This window comes from Cytobacillus sp. (genome assembly GCF_032154635.1).
GTDB lineage: Bacteria > Bacillota > Bacilli > Bacillales > Cytobacillaceae > Cytobacillus.
The window spans coordinates 35,823-57,804 of the sequence record NZ_JALDXW010000025.1; the positions used below are offsets into that span (position 1 = coordinate 35,823).

Genomic DNA, 21,982 nt, shown 5'->3' on the forward strand with positions numbered 1-21,982 from the left:
TAAGAAATATACTTAGAGTAACAAATTTTGGAAGGGTGGTATTCAATTGTTACTCATACACAATAGGGCTTTTCGGAACTTATTTTTCAGTAGAGTGCTAAGTGTTTTTGCAGATTCAATCCTTTTTTTCTCATTATTAAAATGGCTAGAATTTCAATCCAATTCTAGCAATGCCTTTACACTTTTTTATATTGCTTTTTACTTCCCGATTACACTTTTGGCACTCCCTATCGGTGCTTGGATTGAGAATAAGACGTTGCAAAAGGTAATGGGTTATTCAAATTTTATAAAAGTCATAATACTGGCCATCTTTTTAGTGACTATTCGTTTAATAGCCTATCAATGGGTGTATCTACTTTTAGTAATATTAAGTATTTTGGGGTTATTTTTTATTCCAGCTAATCAGTCTCTTTTGCCACATATTGTTAAGGAGGAAAATCGACCAACTGCTAATAGTCTATTACAATTAGGCTTTACTGCAGTGAAAATAGTTGGACAGGTGTTTACTGCTTTCATGATAAAATTAGCATACACACCTTCTTCATTATTAATGATTTCTGCTTGTATACTTTTACTTTCACTTGTTTGTATTAAGCGTGTCAAACCATTAGTTAAGAAAGAGAAAACAGAAAAACAAAGTCAATGGAAGGTATTGAAAGAAGGGATAAGTTATATTAGGCAACATCCTCAGTTGAAGCCACTTTTTACTTTTCTAGCTTTAGCAATGTTTTTTGCTGCTTCAATAGATTTAATATTAATTACTTTTTTGAATGATGTTTTATCAGTAGGAGTTGAGAATCTAAGTTTTATAGGAACTGCATCACTGCTTGGGATAGCCTTAGGTGCAATGATCGTACCTAAGCTATATGGGAAAATTGAAAAAAAGTGGCTAGTAATTCCGCCATTATTCGCTTTAAGTATTAGTATCGGGAGTCTATTTTTTGTCGTCAATTGGGTTGTGATACTTCCACTTTTCTTTTTGCAGGGCATTGCTGTGGGCTGTTTTAATGTTTCATTTGTTACATATTTGCAAGAAGTTGTTTCAAAGGAAAATTATACGAGAACCTTTAGTTTTTACAATATGATTTCAAGTTCAATGGCTTTGCCAGGTATATTCATAGTAGGGATCATGTTAGATTACTTTGGGGTGCTAACAACGATTATTGTAATTTCTGGCTTGTTAATTGTCATAGGTACTTTAGGGATCTATTTTATTCCGAAGCTTGGAAAAGGTTATATAAAAGAGAGCAAGCATGTGAATGCGGTTTGAATCAATATAAATATATGAAGGGTGAATGACATGTCATTACGTTACGGAATTCTAGGATTATTGAGCAAATGGGAAGCAAGCGGGTACGATATTAAGAAAGAATTTGATGATTTCATGAGTATTTTTTGGCATTCTCATCTCTCGCAAATCTATCCTGAATTAAATAAGCTTGAAAAAGAAGAGCTCATTTGCAGCAGATTCATTGAACAAGAGGGAAAACCTGACAAAAAGGTATACTCTATTACTGAAAGCGGAAGAAAAAGTCTAATGGCTTGGTTAATGGGAACAATTGAAGAACCGAAAATAAAAGATGCATTTCTAATGCAAACATTCTTTATGGATAATATTCCTGTTGACGAGGTTCTACTTAAGCTTAATATGTATAAAAAAGAACGACAACATAGGTTAGATAAAATGAAAGAAATTATTCATGAAAAGTGGAATAGCCTAAAAGAAAGAAATGTCATGAAGCCGAGAATATTAGTAAGCTCAGCAGTGCTAAAACGTGGGATTGAACAAGAATTACAGTATATTAAATGGTGTGAGGAAACCATTCAATTAATAGAAGACTGCAAATATATGTGGGATAAGGAGGAACAAGTTTTAACACAAAGTTCAGTGGACGGTATACCTTTTACTGAAGTTAAAGATACTTTATTACATTACTTTTCGGGTTTAATAGATGATAAGTAAAAACGCGATTAACGCTTTTGTGTTCTTTACAGGTCTTTAATCTGTTTTGATACTAAAATGAAAAAGAAAGTGAAATATTTTATAATAATAGTCGAATTCATAAATCGATTAGCGATAAACTATAAAAATATCTTTAATTTATAATTAATTTTCCGAAATTTCATTATAAAATAAAAATATAGAAAAGGGAGGGGTTTAGACATGAAAACGATTTCAAGTGATAAGGTTGTGCGTTACCGCGGAACAGATTTGAACACAAAGGGATGGCTGCAGGAAGCTGCACTTCGCATGTTAATGAACAATTTAGATGCAGATGTGGCCGAGCGCCCAGAGGATCTTGTTGTTTATGGAGGAATTGGGAAGGCAGCACGTAACTGGGAATGCTTTGATGCCATTGTGAAATCATTGAAAGAGTTGGAAAATGATGAAACGTTGCTTGTTCAATCTGGAAAACCAGTAGCGATTTTTAAATCACATGCAGATGCGCCACGCGTCCTGCTTGCGAATTCGAATATCGTCCCTGCCTATGCCAATTGGGAGACATTTCATGAGCTTGATAAAAAAGGATTGATGATGTACGGGCAAATGACAGCAGGCAGCTGGATTTACATTGGTTCGCAAGGAATTGTGCAAGGAACATATGAAACATTTGCAGAACTAGCTAAGCAGCACTTCGATGGTTCACTTAAACATACCATTACTGTTACAGCAGGACTCGGCGGAATGGGTGGGGCACAGCCGTTAGCTGTTACGATGAATGGCGGGGTTTGCATTGGCATTGATGTCGATGAAACTCGGATTGATCGCCGAATTGAAACACGCTATACAGATGTGAAAACAGATTCCCTTGATGATGCGATTCGTTTGGCACAGGAAGCAAAGCTATCTGGTAAGGCACTATCCATCGGTCTGATCGGAAATGCTTCGGACATTCTGCCTGAAATGATCAAACGTAATTTCATTCCAGATGTTCTAACAGACCAAACATCTGCACATGATCCGCTGAATGGATATGTTCCTTCAAAAATGTCTCTTGAAGAAGCAGCAGAGCTGCGGAATAATAATGCGGATGAATATGTGAAGCTTTCAAAAGCTTCTATGGCCAAACATGTAGAAGCGATGCTTGAAATGATGGAAAAAGGAGCAGTTACATTTGATTATGGGAACAATATCCGTCAGGTTGCAAAGGATGAAGGAGTAGAAAATGCCTTTGCTTTCCCTGGTTTTGTTCCTGCATATATCCGTCCGCAATTTTGTGAAGGAAAAGGACCTTTCCGCTGGGTAGCACTTTCGGGCGACCCGACGGATATTTATAAAACTGACGAGGTTATTTTGCGGGAATTTAGTGACAACGAGCATTTATGCAACTGGATTCGTATGGCACAGGAAAAGATTGAATTCCAAGGACTGCCTTCTCGTATTTGCTGGCTTGGTTATGGGGAACGGGCACGTTTTGGAAAAATCATTAATGATATGGTGGCAAGTGGAGAATTGAAAGCACCGATCGTCATAGGCCGTGACCACCTTGATTCAGGCTCAGTTGCTTCGCCTAATAGAGAAACAGAAGCGATGAAGGATGGATCTGATGTTGTTGCAGACTGGCCGATTTTGAATGCGATGATTAATGCAGTTGGTGGCGCAACATGGGTTTCTGTACATCATGGCGGTGGTGTCGGAATGGGTTACTCTATGCACGCGGGAATGGTTATTGTTGCTGATGGAACAAAAGAAGCCGAAGCACGCCTTGAACGCGTGTTAACAACTGATCCAGGAATGGGAATCGTTCGTCATGTCGATGCAGGATATGATTTGGCAGAAAAAACAGCTCGTGAAAAAGGGGTAAACATCCCAATGCTGAATAAAGGAAATGAGTAATCATGAAGAAGCCAATTTGGATTAAACATATATCACAGCTTGCTACACTTGCTTCCGGCTTTAATGGGCCGCGTTCAAAAGAAGCGATGTCTGAGTTAGGGCTTATTGAGGATGGGAGCCTATGGCTGGAGGACGGAAAGATTCAAGCTGTTGGCACTACACAAGATTTAAATGAACGTTATTATGCAAGGGCTCATGAAGCAGAAATTGTCAATGCTGCAGGACATTTAGTTACTCCAGGATTGGTCGATCCCCATACACATGTTGTATACGGGGGAAGCCGCGAGCGTGAATTTGAAATGCGTCTTGAAGGTGCGAGCTATATGGAAATTATGAATGCTGGCGGCGGAATCCACGCCACGACTCGTATGACTCGTGAAGCAACTGAAGAGGAGCTATTTGAGCAGACAACTCGCAGGCTTGATTCATTCCTACAGCATGGAGTTACGACAGTCGAAGGAAAAAGCGGCTATGGGATGAATCTTGAAACAGAGCTTAAGCAATTGCGAATGATGAAACGATTGCAGGAATCGCACACCATCGATCTTGTTCCGACCTTTATGGGGGCACATGCTGTGCCACCTGAATTTAAAGGAAAAGAAGATGAATTTGTTGACCACATTATAAATGGCATGCTTCCAGTTGTCGCTGAAGAGAAGCTAGCTGAATTTAACGATGTTTTTTGTGAAATAGGAGTTTATACACCTGAGCAATCGGAGCGAATTTTAGAAGCTGGCAAGAAACTAGGTTTAATTCCAAAAATTCATGCAGATGAAATTGAGCCCTACGGTGGAGCAGAACTTGCTGCAAAGGTTGGAGCGATTTCAGCTGAGCATTTATTAAAAGCATCGGATGAAGGAATCAAAGCAATGGCAAAGGCGGGAACCATTGCCTGCTTACTTCCAGCAACAGCCTTATATTTGCGGGAAGAAGCAGCTGAAGGAAGGAAAATGGTTGATGAGGGTGTGGCGGTAGCTATTTCGACGGATTGTAATCCAGGGTCCTCGCCAACAACATCCATGCCGCTCGTTATGAATTTAGCGTGTATCTCAATGAGGTTAACTCCTGCAGAGGCGCTAACAGCAGCAACATATAATGCTGCTTGTGCCATTAATCGACAGAACCTAGTTGGTTCACTTGAGGTTGGAAAACAAGCAGATCTCGTTTTATGGAACGTAAAAAATTATCAGGAATTACAATACTTATTTGGTGTGAATCATGTGAAAAAGGTTTGGAAAAAAGGTGTTCTGGTGGTGGGATAACAATGAAGAGTAATTGGCTGCAAAAGCCTGAATGGTCCTGGAATCAAACGAAAGGGCAACCAACATATGTTCATCACTGGGTTCGGCCATTAGCTGAATTTGTTGAGTCTCCAGACCTCATTCTTTATGGGGCGCCCATTTCACGTTCATCAATTAGTGTCTCCGGTGCATCTCTATATCCGACGGAGTTCCGCAGAATGTGGAAAGGTTTTGCTACTTATAATTTGGATGAGGATATGGATTTAACTTCTATTCAAGTGGGGGATGCAGGAGATGTAGCAATGCATACGACAGATATCCTTTTATCTCACAAGCGTATTCAGGAATCAACTAAAGCATTAGTAGCAGACTATCCGAATACATTGACATGTATGATTGGCGGTGATCATTCCACAACAGCTTGTGCTGTTAGAGGAGTAAAGGATGCCTATCCAGAGGATACAATAGGAATTTTACAGCTTGATACGCATCTGGATGTTAGAGATCCAGCAGAACTAGGTCCGGCAAATGGAACACCCATAAGACAATTAATAGATGGAAATGCAGTCAAGGGTGAAAATGTAATAAATATCGGGTTACATGGGTATTTTAACGCAAAGCCATTAGTGGATTATGCAAAAGAGCATAAAATTCAAATGGTGACATTAAAGCAAGCACGCAAACTTGGTGTAGTAAAAACTGTTCATGATGCACTTGAGAGACTTGCTAAGCAGGTTGATCGCATCTATGTCACAGTGGATATGGATGTGCTCGATATTTCTGTTGCACCAGGCGTTCCAGCATCTACTCCAGGAGGACTAACCGCTATAGAGCTATTCGATGTTCTGCTTGAAGCAGGAAAAAACTCAGCGGTTCGGCATATTGATTTTGTTTGTTTGGATCCAAGCAAGGATACAACCGTTGCAGAAACTGTAAAGACTGGTGTATATGCATGGCTGCAGTTTATGACAGGCTGTTTATACCGATTCCAATAATGGAAAAAAGCAAAAAAGCACGAGGCTAGAAAAAATAGCCACGTGCTTTTTTTGTCAATAAATGAAATTTCCGACAAAAGACGATAAAAATATACATATTCTTTGAAAAGGAGTGATTATTATTACAGTTTGGGTAGAATGAATCATTTATAATCATAGCAGGAAAATTTTACTATGTTAATGCAGAAAAGAGGGTTACTTTGAAAAGATCCATCCTAACTAAGCTGATTGGTCTTGTGTCTGTTGTTATCTTCGTAAGTTTGACGGTTATTTCGTTTGCAAATTATCGAATGACCTATTTAAAGGTTAAGGAATCAGCTGGCATTGAACTGTTTGGCTGCGCGAATATTACTACTGGTCTTTTAACAAAGAATGAGATTGATAGGCTGAACTCACTTACGTCTTCAGAGGCTTTAGTACTTGGCGAAAAAATTGACTGGACTACGGCACATAAGCCAATCTTTGAAAATCAGTATATTATGTCAATCAAAGGAGAAGTGCTTGTTCCTGATGAAAAGTCAAATAAACAAGGAATCAAAATTGGCGATATGACACCTGTTGATAAGGATATTTTAAATACATTACTCGAAACGAAGGCTCCAGTCTTCTCGGATGTATATGATTATTCGGGAATGACACGCTTGACAGGGTATGCTCCTATTTTTAAAAATCATGATGCCGATAGTGAAATTGTTGCGATTAGTGCGATTGATTTCGATGCAAAGATTTTAAAGGAAAGAACTTGGAGTATGGTATCATCTACCATTGTTGTTGGGGTCATTTCATTACTTGCAGCTGGAACAATTATTATTTTGTATGTAAGAAAGACGATTCTGCCATTAAAGCATTTGACGGAATATACAAAGAGAATTTCAGAAGGTGATTTAAGCAATGAGGCAGCCACTATTAAAGCAACAGGAGAAATACGAATTCTGAATGAAAACTTTAATATCATGGTTGAAAATTTAAAGAGTGCCCTCATTCAAACCGCATCAACCTCCAAAGAAGTTGCATCATCGACTGAAGAGTTGTCTGTTAATACTTCAGAAGTTGTAGACATTGTTGAAGAAATTTCTACCACCTTCCAAAACGTTGCTGAGGCAGCAAATCACCAAGCGATAGAAGCTGAACATATACAATCCATTTTTCAAAAGATTGCTACCCAAACAAATGAGATAGCAGAAAGAATAAAAACCACTACAAAAAATTCACGTGAAGTCTCCGAATTTGCAATGAATGGAAATGTGATTATTGGAGAATCAATTAAACAGATGGATGATATTCGGCTAAGTTCAACGAATGTCTCAAAGACGATGCACGAGCTGAAGGAAAAGTCGGTTAGAGTGAATGAAATTTTGAATATCATTATGAATGTATCTAAACAAACGAATTTGCTTGCCCTCAATGCGTCAATTGAAAGTGCTAGGGCTGGCGAACATGGGAAGGGCTTTGCAGTTGTTGCTGAAGAAATTCGCACCCTGGCCGAGGAAACATCAAAAAGTATTGAAAGTATAAAATCAATTGTTTTTGAAATAGAAAGCAAAACAACAGAAGCTGTTCAACTATCGGAGCAAGGTAATAAGATTGTACAAATTGGTATGGAAAAGGTGAAAAATGCAGGTCACTCTTTTAAAGAAATAACGGAATCAACGAAAGGATTAAGTGAAGAAGTTGAACAAGTCCTTACATCCACAGTTGAAATTCAGGAAGAGGTAAGTGCCGCGAATTTGCAAATTGTAAATATCGCCTCCATTTCGAAGGAAATATCTTCCCAAATGCAGGATGTTGCTCTTTCATCTGAGCAGCAGACAGGTTCCATGGAAGAAGTGTCTGCAGCTATTCAAATACTCGTTAATACGGCAAATGAGATGGAGAAGCTAGCCAATCGATTTAAAATATAAGAAAAGCGCAAGTGCCTTGGTCATCGCCGTACAAACGCAGAAGGACCGGTTCTTTCGATAACGGAAACACAGTGAGCGAGAGCAAACCGATGTTGACGCAATCGTTGCAGAGGAGGCCTGAAGTTTGATAGGCGATCGGACGCTTGCGCTAGACCACTCTCTAGCTTTAAAGCTACAACTTTCTTATTTTATAAATAGAAACAAGCAAGCGAGCAGATTTAATCGCTTGCTTGTATTTATTTAGCTGTTCTTACTTGAAAAATAAATTCCTTTCAGGCAAATTTGAATTAATAGCTTATCATTTTCGAATAGAGGTGGTCATCATGGCTGAGGAAGTTATTTTAGGAAGAACACTCGAGGAATGGAAAAAAAAGCTCCCATTATTGAATGAAATAATAAATCTTCAGGAAGTGTTTTGGACAAATCCTAAGTATCAAGCAATGTCTAGACCATCTTCACTTACATTTAAAGACATTAAGAATGCGGAAAAGCGGCTAGCCCGATTTGCACCCTTTATTGCAAAAGTCTTTCCTGAAACAGAAAGCAGTAGCGGATGGATAGAGTCTCCTCTTGTGTCTGTCCCACATATGAAAAGGAGCCTGGAGCAAATCTATCATTTTGAATTACCAGGCAGTCTTTTGTTGAAATGTGATAGTCATCTGCCAATCTCAGGATCGATTAAAGCTAGAGGCGGCATCTATGAAGTGTTAAAGTATGCGGAAGACCTAGCATTGAAGCATCAAATGATATCCTTGAAGGATGACTATTCAGTCTTAGCGGATCAAACGTTTAAGGACTTTTTTTCCCGTTATTCAATTGCAGTCGGATCAACAGGGAATTTAGGATTAAGCATTGGCATTATGAGCGCAAAGCTAGGCTTTAACGTATATGTTCATATGTCAGCAGATGCTAAGAAATGGAAGAAGGATTTGCTTAGAGAAAAAGGGGTTCATGTAGTTGAGCATGATTCTGATTTCAGCGAGGCAGTTGCACATGGAAGGAATCAGGCTGCCGGGGATCCTCATATGTATTTTATTGATGATGAAAGCTCCCGTCATCTTTTTCTAGGATATTCTGTGGCTGCCATTCGGTTAATGAAACAGCTAGAGGATATGAACATTCAGGTTAATGAGGAAAATCCGCTAGTTGTCTACCTCCCTTGTGGTGTTGGGGGCGGACCTGGAGGGATAACCTTCGGACTAAAGCAAGTATTTAAAGAGCATGTGCATTGTTTTTTTGCTGAGCCTACACATTCGCCATGTATGCTTCTAGGCTTAATGACAGGATTGCATGATCAGATTTCAGTCCAAGACTTTGGCCTAGATAATCAAACAGAGGCAGATGGACTTGCAGTTGGCAGGCCATCAGGCTTTGTTGGGAAGTTCCTTGAAAAAGAAATTAGCGGGATCTACACAGTAAATGATGATAAATTATTTACATTGCTGACTATACTAGCGGATACGGAAGGGATTTATCTCGAACCGTCTGCCCTTGCAGGATTTTTTGGACCTGTCCAGGTATGGAAGTCGCAGGCAGGAGGAAACCGGCAACTGGATGCCAAGTTGAAAAATGCAACACATATCATTTGGGGTACTGGCGGCAGCATGGTTCCGGCAGATGAAATGAAGAAATATTATGCAAGAGGCTGCAAATAAAACTTGCGAGAAGAGAATAAATGAAGCGCCTCAATAATAAATGTACTTTTTGGCAAATCAAACAATTAAATTCAGTAAATGGAGGCTTTTATCGTTGGAAAATAAATTATATTATCAAGATCCATACATAAAATCATTCACTACCTTATTAAAGGAACAGCAAAAGGATGAACAAGGAAGAATGTACGCTATTTTAGAGAAAACAGCCTTTTATCCAACAGGTGGTGGGCAGCCCTATGATACCGGAACGTTAAATGGAATAAAAGTTATTGATGTAGAGGAAATCGATGGGGAAATCCGCCACTATTTGGAGAAACCGTTCAATGAACCTGAAGAAATAATTGGTGAAATTGATTGGGAAAGAAGATTTGATCATATGCAGCAGCATGCAGGTCAGCATATTCTATCAGCAGCTTTTGAAGAACGGTTCGGCTTTGCTACTGTTAGTTTTCATTTAGGAAATGAAGTATTAACAATTGATCTGGATATTGAGGAGTTAACAGACGAACAGGCGAAAGCAGCAGAGGATTTAGCCAATCACATCATTCTTGAGAACCGCTCCATTGAAACAAAGTGGGTTACGACTGACGAACTATCCTTCTATCGTTTGAGAAAGCAGCTTTCAGTCACCGAAAATATTCGTCTTGTGATTATTCCTGATTTTGATTATAACGGTTGTGGAGGAACGCACCCACATTCAACTGGAGAAGTAAGGGCCATCAAAATTTTAGATTGGGAGAAACAGCGGAAAAAGATTCGCGTGCATTTTGTTTGCGGCAACCGCGTACTTAACCAGCTTCATCAAAAGCAAAAGGAAATCAAACGTTTGACAAGTATACTAAACGCACCCGAAGAAAATCTTGCGGAGTCGGCGAAAAAACAAAGCGAAGATAAAAAGGTACTTGAAAAATCAATCGAAGAATTGAAAGACCAGCTTGTCGTATATGAAGCAAAGGACCTTCTTTCGAAAGGAAAATCTTTAAGCAACGGATTAATGATCAGTAAACAATTTAAAAATCGACCGATTCAGGAAGTACAAAAGCTAGCTAGAGCAGTGACAGCTCAATCAGAAGACGCTGTTGTGTTTTTTGTGATTGATGCAGAAGAAAAGCTGCAATTTGTTTGTGCAAAAGGTAAAAATCCGAATGGCAGCATGAAAGACATAACAAATAAACTTTTGTCATTAATTAATGGGAAGGGTGGCGGAAATGATTTGTTTGCTCAAGGTGGAGGTGAAGCGCGAATAACTGCAGAGCAATTATTTAATCAAGGGTTATTATATATGGATGTAAATCTCTCTTCTTAATGAAGAATTAATAAAATATTTAGAAAAATCTAATAAAGTGGTTGTCAAGCCTATCCTTGTTATATTACAATCCTAATAAGAGCTATGCATTACATTGAATGTTTATGTTTATCGCATGGACACCTCATGTAATATCCTTGCTCTATAGGAGGCACATTCATGTACCAGCAAGGCACTGTCTATGTTATCGGGGATAGCAAAACTTCTTCCAATAATCCTATCATGCAGCAGTATAATGCCTTTTTCATAGGACTTTTCATTTGTAGGAAAACAGACATGATTATTGATGCGGAGTGCTCGTCAACCATTGACTTGACTACTCGATTCGTCCATTCATTATTTGTTGGAAAGTCCATTTTGGAAGTGGATAGGTTAACCGAAGAAATTGAGCAGCGCTACTTTGGATCTTCACAAAAAGCATTAATGGTTGCGTTTAAGAATGCCCATATAAAATATTTGCAAATAAAAAATAAATAAAAGCTGCTTTTTCTGTTGTTCGCAGATGAAATCCAGCTGTTAGAGATTAGTGCCTTTTTCTCTGACAGCTGTTTTTTTTATTTAATAGATTCTACCTCAAAATATAGGAATAGAATCTAGGAAAATAGTATATGAAATAATAGGGGGGATGTAAATGAAGCTTTATATTTCAGTTGATATGGAGGGAATCACTGGACTTGCTGACTATACACATGTTGACTCTTCCAAACACAACTACGAGCGAAGCCGTTTGATTATGACAGAAGAGGCAAATCAGGTGATTTCAACAGCCTTTAATGAAGGGTGTCAAGAGGTTCTAGTGAATGACAGCCATTCAAAAATGAATAATCTATTAATTGAAAAACTCCATCCAGAGGCAAAGGTAATTGTAGGAGATGTGAAGCCCTATTCGATGGTTCAGGGGCTGGATTCTTCATATTCAGGAGCCATGTTTATCGGCTATCATGCGAGGGCCTCTATGTTAGGGGTGATGTCACATTCAATGATTTTTGGGGTGCGGAATATGTATATCAATGATGTGGCAATTGGTGAAATGGGATTCAATGCTTATGTTGCAGGGTACTATGGTGTACCTGTTCTTCTCGTAGCAGGGGACGATCGTGCAGCTTTGGAAGCAGAGCAGCTTATCCCAAATGTGACAACTGCCATTGTAAAGGAAACGATTACCCGTTCAGCTGTTAAAACATTGACACCGGCTAAGGCAGGAGAACTTCTAAAGGAAAAGACTTTAGCGGCATTAAAGAATAAAGATTTAGTGAAACCGCTGATTCCACCAGATCACCCACTTTTGAGAATTGAATTTGCCAACTATGGGCAAGCCGAATGGGCTCATTTAATGCCTGGTACAGAAATAGAAGAAAATACAACCATTGTGCGTTTCCAGGCAAAGGATATTTTGGAGGCGTATCGAGCGATGCTTGTGATGATTGAATTAGCAATGAGAACATCATTCTGTTAGGAAGTGTGATTGGATGACAGCTTACATCGTAAAACGCCTCATTGCCATGCTTGTAACCCTTTGGCTAATCATTACATTAACCTTTTTCCTCATGCACTCAGTGCCGGGATCCCCTTTTAATGAGGAAAGAGCCACAAATGAAACCGTTCAGAAAAACCTGGAGAAATATTATCACCTGAATGAACCGCTTATTGTCCAATATGGGTTGTACTTGAAATCGGTTGTTACTTTAGATTTTGGACCTTCAATCAAAAAATCATCTCAAACAGTCAATGAGATGCTTGGAAGGGGATTTCCTGTTTCATTTGAACTAGGAATCGTCACTCTTATTGTGGCAGTTATTTCAGGAATTACGCTTGGAATCATTGCAGCACTTCGTCATAACGGGATTCTCGACTATATGGCAATGACGATAGCGGTGCTAGGCATATCCATTCCAAACTTTGTTATGGCTACTCTTCTGATTCAGCAGGTGGCTGTTAATTGGGGGATCCTCCCTGTAGCTACATGGGTAAGCCCAAAGCATATGGTTCTCCCAACCTTAGCTCTCGCAACTGGACCGATGGCGATAATTGCGAGATTAACGCGTTCAAGTATGCTTGAGGTTCTTACACAGGATTATATAAGAACAGCGAAGGCGAAAGGGCTCTCTCCTGTGAAAATCATCTTTAAACATGCGCTTAGGAATGCCTTGTTGCCTGTTATAACCGTGCTTGGTTCTTTGGCAGCAAGTATTTTGACGGGGACATTTGTAATTGAGAAGATTTTCGCAATTCCAGGGATGGGCAAATATTTTGTTGAGAGCATTAACCAGCGTGACTATCCGGTCATTATGGGAACAACCGTATTTTACAGTGCCATTCTCATTATGATGCTGTTTCTAGTAGATATTGCTTACGGCATCCTCGACCCTCGGATCAAGCTGCATAAAAAGGAGGGAAGCTAATGGAACTAAGGAAACCTCATAAACACCATATTGCACCGGACATTCCTGATGAATGGTTTTCTCCAAAAGTAAAGGATCAAACAGAAGCAGAAGCTGTTGTAAGGCCAAGCTTATCCTACTGGCAGGATGCATGGCGACGACTACTGAAGAATAAATTAGCCATGGCAGGACTAATATTTCTTATTTTCCTTATATTGATGGCCATCTTTGGACCGATCATATCGCCACATGATGCTGCAGAGCAAAAACTTGCCAATCAAAATCTGCCTCCTTCTAGTAAGCATTGGTTTGGGACGGATGAATTGGGCAGGGATGTCTTTTCGAGAACATGGCTTGGGGCACGAATATCCTTATTTGTCGGGACTGTTGCCGCATTAATCGATTTTCTTATTGGGGTCGTTTATGGAGGAATTGCTGGATATAAAGGCGGAAAAGCAGACAATGTCATGATGAGATTTGTAGAAATTTTATATGGCCTCCCATATTTACTTGTCGTTATTTTAATCAGTGTTGTTATGGGTCCTGGTTTGTTTACAATCATATTTGCTTTATCTATAACCGGCTGGGTTGGGATGGCCAGGATTGTTCGAGGACAGGTCCTTCAAATCAAAAACTACGAATTTGTGCTGGCATCGAAAACCTTTGGGACGAAAACCTCTCGAATTATAAAGAAAAACTTATTGCCAAACACTATGGGTCCAATTATTGTGCAAATGACTTTAACGGTTCCCTCGGCTATTTTCGCAGAAGCATTTTTGAGCTTCCTTGGCTTAGGAATCCAACCTCCTTTGGCAAGCTGGGGGTCCATGGCTAGTGATGGATTGTCTACGATTCTATCAGGTCATTGGTGGCGGCTATTTTTCCCAGCCTTCTTCATTTCTCTGACAATGTTTTCATTTAATGTACTAGGGGATGGGCTGCAGGATGCGCTTGATCCGAAATTGAGGAGGTAAGCAACGTGGAAAAGGTACTTGAAATTACAGATCTCCATGTTTCTTTTAAAACGTACGGTGGGGAAGTCAAGGCTGTCCGTGGCGTAACTTTTGATTTGTATAAAGGGGAAACATTAGCGATTGTAGGTGAATCAGGCTGCGGGAAAAGTGTAAGCGCTCAAAGTATTATGCGTTTGATTCCAAACCCGCCTGGAAAAATTACGCATGGCTCTATACTTTTTAAAGGAATGGATTTAACAGCTGTGAAGGAACCGCAAATGCGAAATATTCGAGGGGCAGATATTTCAATGATTTTCCAAGATCCCATGACAGCTTTGAACCCAACGATCACGATTGGGGAACAAATCATCGAAGGGGTTTTACAGCATAAACAAGTTTCAAGGCAGGAGGCAAAAAAAACAGCGCTTGAAATGCTTAATCTTGTGGGGATTCCGAACCCAGTTGAACGTTTAAAGCAGTATCCCCACCAATTCAGCGGTGGAATGAGGCAGCGGATTGTGATTGCGATGGCGCTTGTCTGCCAGCCTGAAGTTTTGATTGCCGATGAACCAACAACAGCTTTAGATGTCACCATTCAAGCACAGATATTAGATTTATTTAAAGAGATACAAAGTAAAACAGGCGTATCCATTATTCTCATCACTCATGATCTAGGTGTAGTCGCACAAGTTGCGGATCGGGTGGTCGTTATGTATGCAGGTAAAATAGTGGAGGCAGGATCAAGGCGAGAGATATTTTATAATCCTCAGCACCCATACACAAAGGGTTTATTAAATTCTGTTCCACGTCTTGATATAGAAGAAACTGAGCTTGTGCCGATAGGCGGTTCACCTCCTGATTTATTTTCACCTCCGATCGGGTGTCCGTTTACTGCTAGATGTGCATATGCCATGGAGGTTTGTGATCGGCAATATCCATTTAAGACTCATCTAAGCCAGGAACATCACGTGGACTGCTGGCTGCAGGATGAGCGCGCCATAAAAATGCTTGCTAGTATCAAGTAGTTTGTTCTTTTTTTCAGCCATTATCATATAGCTGAAATTAGAAATGCTAGAAACATAAAAAAAGAGGGGGAAGTGGCGTGAAGAAGTATGTATCTTTGTTGTTAACGTGCATTTTAATTTTTGTCCTGGCTGCCTGTACTGCAAAACAGGAAACAGGAAATGAGCCTAAACCAACAGATAAGGAAGAAAGTACGAAGGAAGAGACAGAGAGTGAAAAAATTCTTTATCTTAATAATGCAATGGAGCCAACCTCGTTTGATCCGCCGATTGGCTTCGATGCTGTCTCATGGAGCGGATTAAATAATTTAATGGAAGGCTTAACCCGTTTAGGCCAAAACCATGAACCTGAAGCGGCGACTGCAGAAAAATGGGATGTGTCTGAAGATGGGAAAACCTATACATTCCATATTCGGGAAAATGCGAAATGGTCAAATGGTGATGATGTAACGGCTGGTGATTTTGTGTTTGCATGGAAACGCCTGTTAGATCCTGAAACAGGTTCTCCTGCAGCCTTCTTAGGCTATTTTATTGAGGGTGCAGAAGCTTTTAACACGGGTAAAGGATCGGCAGATGATGTAAAGGTTAAAGCGGTTGATGATAAAACATTTGAAGTGACATTAACTAGCCCGCAAGCTTACTTTTTAAGTGTGATCACAAACCCAGCATTCTTCCCTATTAATGAGAAGGTTGCAACAGAGAATCCAAAGTGGTTTGCCGAGGCAGAAACTTTCGTAGGAAATGGCCCTTTTAATCTAGCTGAATGGGAGCATGACAGTCACTTCTTAATGGAGAAGAATGACCAGTATTGGGATGCGGGTACAGTAAAGTTAGACAAAGTTCATTGGGCAATTGTAGATGACACAAATACAGAATATCAAATGTATCAAACTGGCAAACTAGATGTTTCTGATATACCAGCTGACTTAAGTGAGCAGCTATTCTCAGAAGGGAAGGTGCAGGTTGGTGATCAGGCTGGAGATTACTTCTATCGATTTAATTTAACGATGGAGCCTTTCCAAAATGTAAATATTCGTAAGGCGTTTGCAATGGCGGTTGATCAGCAGCAAATTGTAGACTTTGTAACAAAAAATAAAGAAAAGCCTGCTTATGGTTTTGTTGCTTACGGTTTTAATGATCCATCAGGCAAAGACTTCCGTGAAACAGCTGGAGATCTTGTGAAAACAGATATTGAAGAAGCAAAAGCTCTCCTTGCAAAAGGGATGGAAGAAGAAGGATATGAAAAGCTCCCAGAAGTGACATTAACGTATAGTACGAGTGATACGCATAAGAAGATTGCTGAAGCGCTTCAACAAATGTTTAAGGATAATTTAGGTGTTGAAGTGAAGCTGGCTAATATGGAATGGAATGTATTTGCTGAAGAACAGAAAGCGTTAAAGTTCCAGTTTTCACGCAGCTCCTTCCTTGCAGATTATGCAGACCCAATTAACTTCCTAGAAAACTTCCAAACGGGACATTCGATGAACCGTACAGGCTGGAGCAATGCAGAATATGACCAATTGATTAAGGATGCAAAAAATGAAGCGGATGAAACGAAACGCTTTGAAATGATGTATAAGGCAGAGAAGATTCTTTTTGAAGAAATGCCAATCATTCCAATCCATTTCTATAATCAAGTGTATTTACAAAACGAGGCTGTTTCAGGTATCGTTCGTCATCCAGTTGGTTATTTGGAACTGAAATGGGCAGATAAAAATTAAGAAAATTTGTATCTAAAATGGGGATGTTCGCTTTGAACATCCCTTTTTAAAAAAATTATCAGTCATACGATCTTTATTTATTCGAAAACTGAATATGGATGTAGAGAAAGATTAACAAAAGCAAAGGATGTGACAGCATGGGGGTAAAACCACACCGATTAAAGATAGGGGACACAGTTGGCATTGTTGCACCTGCCAGCCCGCCAAATCAGGAGAATTTACAGCGTTCTTTTACATTTTTAGAAGAATTAGGGCTGAAAGTAAGGCTTGGCCAGCATGTGTACGACCAGTATGGCTATTTGGCTGGGAAAGATAGGGATCGGTTAGAAGATCTACATACTATGTTTCTAGATAGTGAAGTGAAGGCTGTTATTTGTGCGGGTGGAGGATATGGCACTGGTCGAATCGCTTCACAAATAGATTATCAGATGCTGAAAAATCACCCTAAAATATTCTGGGGCTACAGTGATATTACCTTTTTGCATACCGCTATCCGGCAGCAGACGGGGCTTGTTACCTTTCATGGGCCAATGCTTGCATCAGATATTGGAAAGGTCGATGCAGATCCATTATCAAAGGAATATTTTAAGCAATTGTTTGAACCTACCTTGATTCAGTATCCGAATGACCTTTTCCAATTGGAAGTTTTAATTGATGGAAAAGCTGGCGGGGAGATCACTGGGGGGAATTTATCTCTACTTGCAAGCACCATTGGAACAGTATTTGAAATTGATACGCAAGGGAAGCTGCTGCTAATAGAAGATATTAATGAAGAACCTCGTTCAATCGACCGTATGCTAAATCAGTTGCATATGGCTGGGAAGCTTACTGATGCAGCCGGTCTGCTCATTGGGGACTTTAATAACTGTGTACCCGAAAGAGAGCTTTCACTGGAGCTTGATGAAGTCATCTCTCATTATACTCATTTAGCAAATAAACCTGCTTTAAAGGGATTCAAATTCGGCCATTGCTCCCCGCATATTTCCATTCCTTTAGGTGTTCATGCAGAAATGGACACATCAGAAAAACGGTTAATGATTGATAGCGGGGTCAAGTAACAGGAAGTGTTTAAAAAGGGTGGGAGATAATGAAAATAGACAAAATTGAAACGTATCGGGTAGCAATACCACTCATGAAGCCATTTAAAACGGCATTAAGAACCGTTCATACAGCGGATTCAATTATTGTAAAAATTACATGTGAAGATGGGACCATTGGCTGGGGTGAAGCGCCTCCAACAGTAGTGATTACAGGAGAGAGCCTTTCAAGTATAGAATCAGCAATACATCATGTGCTAAAACCGTTCTTAGAGAATCAAAGTTTAAGAAACTATGAAGAAATTTTTCAAGGAATCCAATCGATTTTAGTAGGGAATTCAAGTGCAAAGGCAGCGGTTGATATGGCACTTTATGATTGTCTGTCTAAGCTATGTAAACTGCCATTATATCAGTATTTAGGCGGACATAAAGATGAAATTGAAACCGATTTTACAGTGAGCGTCAATGGGCCAGAAGAAATGGGGGAAGATGCAGTTTCTTATGTGCAGCAAGGATTCGACGTTTTAAAAGTCAAAGTCGGAAAAGATGATATTTTAACAGATATTGAACGTATTCGTGAAATTCGGAGCAGAGTAGGCAGAAAAATAAAAATCCGTCTTGATGCCAACCAAGGCTGGAAACCAAAGGAAGCCATTCAGGCGATACGGAAAATGGAACGCCTTGATCTAAATATAGAACTGGTAGAACAGCCGGTGAAGGCTTGGGACATCGAAGGACTAAAGCAAGTAACAGACAATGTAGATACACAAATTATGGCTGATGAGAGTGTATTTACCCCTAAGCAAGCATTTGATGTAATCAAGACAAGAAGTGCAGATTTAATTAATATAAAATTAATGAAATCAGGCGGGATATATCAAGCGCAAATTATTAACCAGCTTGCAGAGGTCTGCGGGATGGAATGTATGGTCGGCAGCATGATTGAAACGAGAATTGGCATTTCGGCAGCGGCACATTTTGCAGCAAGTAAGAAGAACATCACACGTTTTGACTTTGATGCTCCCTTAATGCTTGCCAAGGAAGTGATCGAAGGAGGAATAAAATACAACGGAAGAAAGATCACTATTCCGAAGGAGCCTGGTTTGGGAATAAGAAATGTTCATATTGAAGGAGGCCTTGCAATTGGAGAAAAACCATAAATGGCTAGTAGATGTTACAGTCGCTACTGTTTGGACTTCGTATGATTCACCAAGAGAAATAGATAAGAATGCAGTGAGCCATCCTGCATATGTTGAAGACTGGCTGAGTGGCTTAACGTACGAGAATAGTTTAGAGCTTTGTAATAAAAACTTAGTGCAGACACAGGTTTTATACGGAGAAGAAGTTCATGTGATAGATGAGAAGGGGAATTGGGTTCGCGTTATTGTTCCAAGTCAGTCTTCCTCTAAAGATCAGCTGGGGTACCCCGGCTGGATGCCTAAGGATCAATTGATTTTGCGGGAAAGTTGGGCAATAAATGAAAGCCCAGTCGCTGTTATTTCCGAAAAAAGAGCAGCTCTATATTCTTATTACCGGAAACCGCAGTTTGTATTAAGCTACCAAACGATGCTTCCGGTTATTAGTAAGGACGAGAACTGGATTCAAGTTCAAACACCAGCAGGAGAGGGGTTTCTAAGGGCAGAGGACGCCATTATCTATCCTTCCTTAGAAATGATTCCTAAGGGAAGTGGTAAAGATATTGTAGCGGCTGGTGAAAAATTTCTTCAATTGCCATATTTATGGGGCGGGATGAGCAGCTTTGGCTATGACTGCTCGGGTTTCAGCTATTCGATGTGTAAAGCGAATGGCTATATCATTCCACGTGATGCTCATGACCAGGCTCAAGCAGGAAAAAGAATTGCATTAACTGAAATAGAGCCGGGGGATCTTTTGTTCTTTGCATATGAAGAAGGAAAAGGAAGCATTCATCACGTTGGGATATATTATGGAGAAGATAAACTCATTCATTCTCCGAATACAGGAAAATGCATTGAAATAATCGAATTAAAGGATACGATTTATGAGAGGGAATTATGTGAGGCAAGACGTTTCTGGTAAGGAATGGAGGATAAGGAATGGGCAAGGATGCATTATTAGAAGTAAAGAATCTAAAAAAGCATTTTACTTTAGGAAAGGATCGGGTATTAAAGGCGGTTGATGGCGTTTCCTTCCATATTAAGAAAGGGGAAACATTTGGAATTGTTGGTGAGTCTGGATGCGGAAAGTCAACAGCTGGGCGAACAATCATTGGATTGTATGATCGGACTGAAGGGGAGGTCATTTTTGAAGGGGAAGATGTTCATAAAATGACAGGAAAGGAACGTTTTGCTTTTCAGCGGAAAATGCAAATGATATTTCAAGATCCGTATGCCTCGTTAAATCCCCGTTCCACAGTTAGAGAAATTATTTCTGAACCAATGGAGGTTCATGGTCTATATCCAGATAAGAAGGAGCGTTTGGAGCGGGTGTACCAATTATTAGAGGATGTTGGCTTAAATCGGGATCATGCCAATCGTTATCCACACGAATTTAGCGGCGGCCAGAGACAGAGGATTGGAATTGCGCGGGCGCTATCACTCGATCCTGAATGTATTATTGCTGATGAGCCTATTTCTGCCCTGGATGTGTCCGTACAGGCACAAGTTGTTAACTTGCTTAAGGATTTGCAAAAAAGAAAGGGATTAACCTTTCTTTTTATTGCCCATGATTTATCGATGGTCAAACATATAAGCGACAGAATCGGGGTCATGTATTTAGGGAATCTTGTTGAACAAACAGCAAGCGCCAACCTTTATAAAAACCCCCTTCATCCATATACACAAGCGCTTTTATCAGCCATTCCAATCCCTGACCCAGATGTAGAGGACAGAAGAGAACGCATGATTTTAAAAGGGGAGCTTCCTAGTCCAATTAATCCGCCGAGTGGCTGCGTATTTAAAACCCGCTGTCCTTTAGCGATGGAGGCATGTCAAACAGTTAAGCCGGAATGGCAGGAGGTAGAGAAGAACCACTTTGTAGCCTGCCATTTGTATAATAAAGATATTGATAACCGTCAAATCTACACACACGCGATGGGAATGAAATGAAGAAGATGGATTTTGATGAGCTTGAGGAGAAAGTGTATACGGAAGTTTCCAGATGTAGGGGCAGAATGGGTCTAATCATTGAAGCCGAAGATAAACGAATAGAAATAAATAGTGAAGGAAAGTTTTCTTCGGCTAGTCTTATTAAAATCCCGATTCTGATCGAATGTTTTAGACAGTCCGAAAAAGGCACTATTGATTTGCAGCAGCTGATTCAAATAGCTTCGGTTGAAAAAGTAGGCGGAGCAGGGGTACTTCAGGCATTATCAAGAGATTTAGCGTTAAAAGTAATCGATGTAATGACGTTAATGATTATTGTTTCGGATAATTTAGCTACAAATCTATTAATTGATCTTATCGGAATGGATCAGATTAATCAGGGGATAAAGGAGCTGAATTTGCAGCATACAGAGCTTAATCGAAAAATGATGGATTTTACTGCATTGAAAAACGGGTTTGATAATTACACAACTGCATTTGATATGCTTACTTGCTTAAAGGAAATCGATCAAAATCGGGTTTTATCTAATGAAAGCGCGAGCAAGGCTAAAGAAATGTTGGAGAATCAGCAATTTAATAATAAGCTATCTGATCAGATTGATTTAAATCTATGTAAGGTTGCCAACAAAACGGGTGAACTACTTGGTATGGAGCATGATTGTGCAATCATACAATACGAGAAAAAAAGCGTGTATGCTGCCGTCTTAATTGATCAGCTAAGACATTCAAATGATGGAAGACAGACAATGTCATCTATTGGTCAATTAATCTCGCAATATTTGATGAGCTAGGTTTATGAACATTTAGTGAAAACGAGGGCGAATGCTTAATATATTGTTGACATTTTTC

General features: G+C 39.8%; 19 protein-coding genes. All 19 read left to right on the forward strand.

Going from position 1 to position 21,982, the window contains the following annotated elements; all coding sequences use genetic code 11:
- Positions 1 to 46: 46 nt before the first annotated feature.
- The gene (locus tag RUH74_RS16535) at positions 47 to 1,270 is read left to right on the forward strand and encodes an MFS transporter (protein WP_313801946.1); all 1,224 of its coding nucleotides are present in this window, start codon (positions 47 to 49) and stop codon (positions 1,268 to 1,270) included.
- A 30-nt stretch (positions 1,271 to 1,300) separates the two neighbouring features.
- The gene (locus RUH74_RS16540; RefSeq protein WP_313801948.1) at positions 1,301 to 1,963 is read left to right on the forward strand and encodes a PadR family transcriptional regulator; all 663 of its coding nucleotides are present in this window, start codon (positions 1,301 to 1,303) and stop codon (positions 1,961 to 1,963) included.
- Between the two features lie 201 nt (positions 1,964 to 2,164).
- On the forward strand, positions 2,165 to 3,838 hold the full coding sequence (gene hutU, locus RUH74_RS16545; protein WP_313801950.1) for a urocanate hydratase: 1,674 nt from the start codon (positions 2,165 to 2,167) through the stop codon (positions 3,836 to 3,838).
- A 2-nt stretch (positions 3,839 to 3,840) separates the two neighbouring features.
- A complete protein-coding gene (gene hutI / locus RUH74_RS16550; RefSeq protein ID WP_313801952.1) occupies positions 3,841 to 5,100 on the forward strand; it encodes an imidazolonepropionase in 1,260 nt (419 codons plus the stop codon).
- A 2-nt stretch (positions 5,101 to 5,102) separates the two neighbouring features.
- Positions 5,103 to 6,074 carry an agmatinase family protein gene (locus tag RUH74_RS16555; RefSeq protein WP_313801954.1) on the forward strand — a complete coding sequence of 324 codons (972 nt, stop codon included), beginning with the start codon at positions 5,103 to 5,105 and terminating at the stop codon, positions 6,072 to 6,074.
- A 200-nt stretch (positions 6,075 to 6,274) separates the two neighbouring features.
- Positions 6,275 to 7,975, forward strand: a complete 1,701-nt coding sequence (locus tag RUH74_RS16560; RefSeq protein WP_313801956.1) for a methyl-accepting chemotaxis protein — start codon at positions 6,275 to 6,277, stop codon at positions 7,973 to 7,975.
- Between the two features lie 323 nt (positions 7,976 to 8,298).
- Entirely contained in the window at positions 8,299 to 9,630 is a 1,332-nt protein-coding gene (locus tag RUH74_RS16565; protein WP_313801958.1) for a D-serine ammonia-lyase, read from the forward strand.
- A 94-nt stretch (positions 9,631 to 9,724) separates the two neighbouring features.
- A complete protein-coding gene (locus RUH74_RS16570) occupies positions 9,725 to 10,936 on the forward strand; it encodes an alanyl-tRNA editing protein (protein ID WP_313801960.1) in 1,212 nt (403 codons plus the stop codon).
- Positions 10,937 to 11,095: 159 nt separating this feature from the next.
- Positions 11,096 to 11,413 carry a DUF3870 domain-containing protein gene (locus RUH74_RS16575; protein WP_313801962.1) on the forward strand — a complete coding sequence of 106 codons (318 nt, stop codon included), beginning with the start codon at positions 11,096 to 11,098 and terminating at the stop codon, positions 11,411 to 11,413.
- A 154-nt stretch (positions 11,414 to 11,567) separates the two neighbouring features.
- On the forward strand, positions 11,568 to 12,392 hold the full coding sequence (locus RUH74_RS16580; protein WP_313801964.1) for a M55 family metallopeptidase: 825 nt from the start codon (positions 11,568 to 11,570) through the stop codon (positions 12,390 to 12,392).
- 13 nt (positions 12,393 to 12,405) lie between these two features.
- Positions 12,406 to 13,338, forward strand: a complete 933-nt coding sequence (locus RUH74_RS16585) for an ABC transporter permease (RefSeq protein WP_313801966.1) — start codon at positions 12,406 to 12,408, stop codon at positions 13,336 to 13,338.
- Positions 13,338 to 14,291, forward strand: a complete 954-nt coding sequence (locus RUH74_RS16590; RefSeq protein ID WP_313801968.1) for an ABC transporter permease — start codon at positions 13,338 to 13,340, stop codon at positions 14,289 to 14,291. The genes RUH74_RS16585 and RUH74_RS16590 overlap by 1 nt, the downstream gene beginning before the upstream one ends.
- A 5-nt stretch (positions 14,292 to 14,296) precedes the next feature.
- Entirely contained in the window at positions 14,297 to 15,295 is a 999-nt protein-coding gene (locus RUH74_RS16595; protein WP_313801970.1) for an ABC transporter ATP-binding protein, read from the forward strand.
- A 77-nt stretch (positions 15,296 to 15,372) separates the two neighbouring features.
- A complete protein-coding gene (locus tag RUH74_RS16600) occupies positions 15,373 to 17,013 on the forward strand; it encodes a peptide ABC transporter substrate-binding protein (RefSeq protein WP_313801972.1) in 1,641 nt (546 codons plus the stop codon).
- Positions 17,014 to 17,150: 137 nt separating this feature from the next.
- Complete coding sequence (locus tag RUH74_RS16605; RefSeq protein ID WP_313801973.1) at positions 17,151 to 18,071, forward strand: S66 peptidase family protein; 921 nt, start codon at positions 17,151 to 17,153, stop codon at positions 18,069 to 18,071.
- A gap of 29 nt (positions 18,072 to 18,100) precedes the next feature.
- Positions 18,101 to 19,210: a dipeptide epimerase gene (locus tag RUH74_RS16610; protein ID WP_313801975.1), complete on the forward strand. Its 1,110-nt coding sequence runs from the start codon at positions 18,101 to 18,103 to the stop codon at positions 19,208 to 19,210.
- Positions 19,194 to 20,108, forward strand: coding sequence for a C40 family peptidase (locus RUH74_RS16615; RefSeq protein ID WP_313801977.1), 915 nt, complete (start codon positions 19,194 to 19,196; stop codon positions 20,106 to 20,108). Before RUH74_RS16610 ends, RUH74_RS16615 begins: the two co-directional genes overlap by 17 nt.
- 17 nt (positions 20,109 to 20,125) lie before the next feature.
- Positions 20,126 to 21,136, forward strand: a complete 1,011-nt coding sequence (locus tag RUH74_RS16620; RefSeq protein WP_313801979.1) for an ABC transporter ATP-binding protein — start codon at positions 20,126 to 20,128, stop codon at positions 21,134 to 21,136.
- Positions 21,133 to 21,924 (forward strand): serine hydrolase, encoded by a 792-nt coding sequence (locus RUH74_RS16625; RefSeq protein WP_313801981.1) that lies wholly within the window; start codon positions 21,133 to 21,135, stop codon positions 21,922 to 21,924. The genes RUH74_RS16620 and RUH74_RS16625 overlap by 4 nt, the downstream gene beginning before the upstream one ends.
- Positions 21,925 to 21,982: the final 58 nt, after the last annotated feature.

What these genes read in the sequence shown, in the direction of transcription:
- RUH74_RS16540 (WP_313801948.1), top strand. Translation starts at nt 1,301, where the DNA reads ATGTCATTACGTTACGGAATTCTAGGATTATTGAGCAAATGGGAAGCA.
- hutU (WP_313801950.1), top strand. Translation starts at nt 2,165, where the DNA reads ATGAAAACGATTTCAAGTGATAAGGTTGTGCGTTACCGCGGAACAGAT.
- hutI (WP_313801952.1), top strand. Translation starts at nt 3,841, where the DNA reads ATGAAGAAGCCAATTTGGATTAAACATATATCACAGCTTGCTACACTT.
- RUH74_RS16555 (WP_313801954.1), top strand. Translation starts at nt 5,103, where the DNA reads ATGAAGAGTAATTGGCTGCAAAAGCCTGAATGGTCCTGGAATCAAACG.
- RUH74_RS16565 (WP_313801958.1), top strand. Translation starts at nt 8,299, where the DNA reads ATGGCTGAGGAAGTTATTTTAGGAAGAACACTCGAGGAATGGAAAAAA.
- RUH74_RS16575 (WP_313801962.1), top strand. Translation starts at nt 11,096, where the DNA reads ATGTACCAGCAAGGCACTGTCTATGTTATCGGGGATAGCAAAACTTCT.
- RUH74_RS16580 (WP_313801964.1), top strand. Translation starts at nt 11,568, where the DNA reads ATGAAGCTTTATATTTCAGTTGATATGGAGGGAATCACTGGACTTGCT.
- RUH74_RS16585 (WP_313801966.1), top strand. Translation starts at nt 12,406, where the DNA reads ATGACAGCTTACATCGTAAAACGCCTCATTGCCATGCTTGTAACCCTT.
- RUH74_RS16590 (WP_313801968.1), top strand. Translation starts at nt 13,338, where the DNA reads ATGGAACTAAGGAAACCTCATAAACACCATATTGCACCGGACATTCCT.
- RUH74_RS16605 (WP_313801973.1), top strand. Translation starts at nt 17,151, where the DNA reads ATGGGGGTAAAACCACACCGATTAAAGATAGGGGACACAGTTGGCATT.
- RUH74_RS16610 (WP_313801975.1), top strand. Translation starts at nt 18,101, where the DNA reads ATGAAAATAGACAAAATTGAAACGTATCGGGTAGCAATACCACTCATG.
- RUH74_RS16620 (WP_313801979.1), top strand. Translation starts at nt 20,126, where the DNA reads ATGGGCAAGGATGCATTATTAGAAGTAAAGAATCTAAAAAAGCATTTT.
- RUH74_RS16625 (WP_313801981.1), top strand. Translation starts at nt 21,133, where the DNA reads ATGAAGAAGATGGATTTTGATGAGCTTGAGGAGAAAGTGTATACGGAA.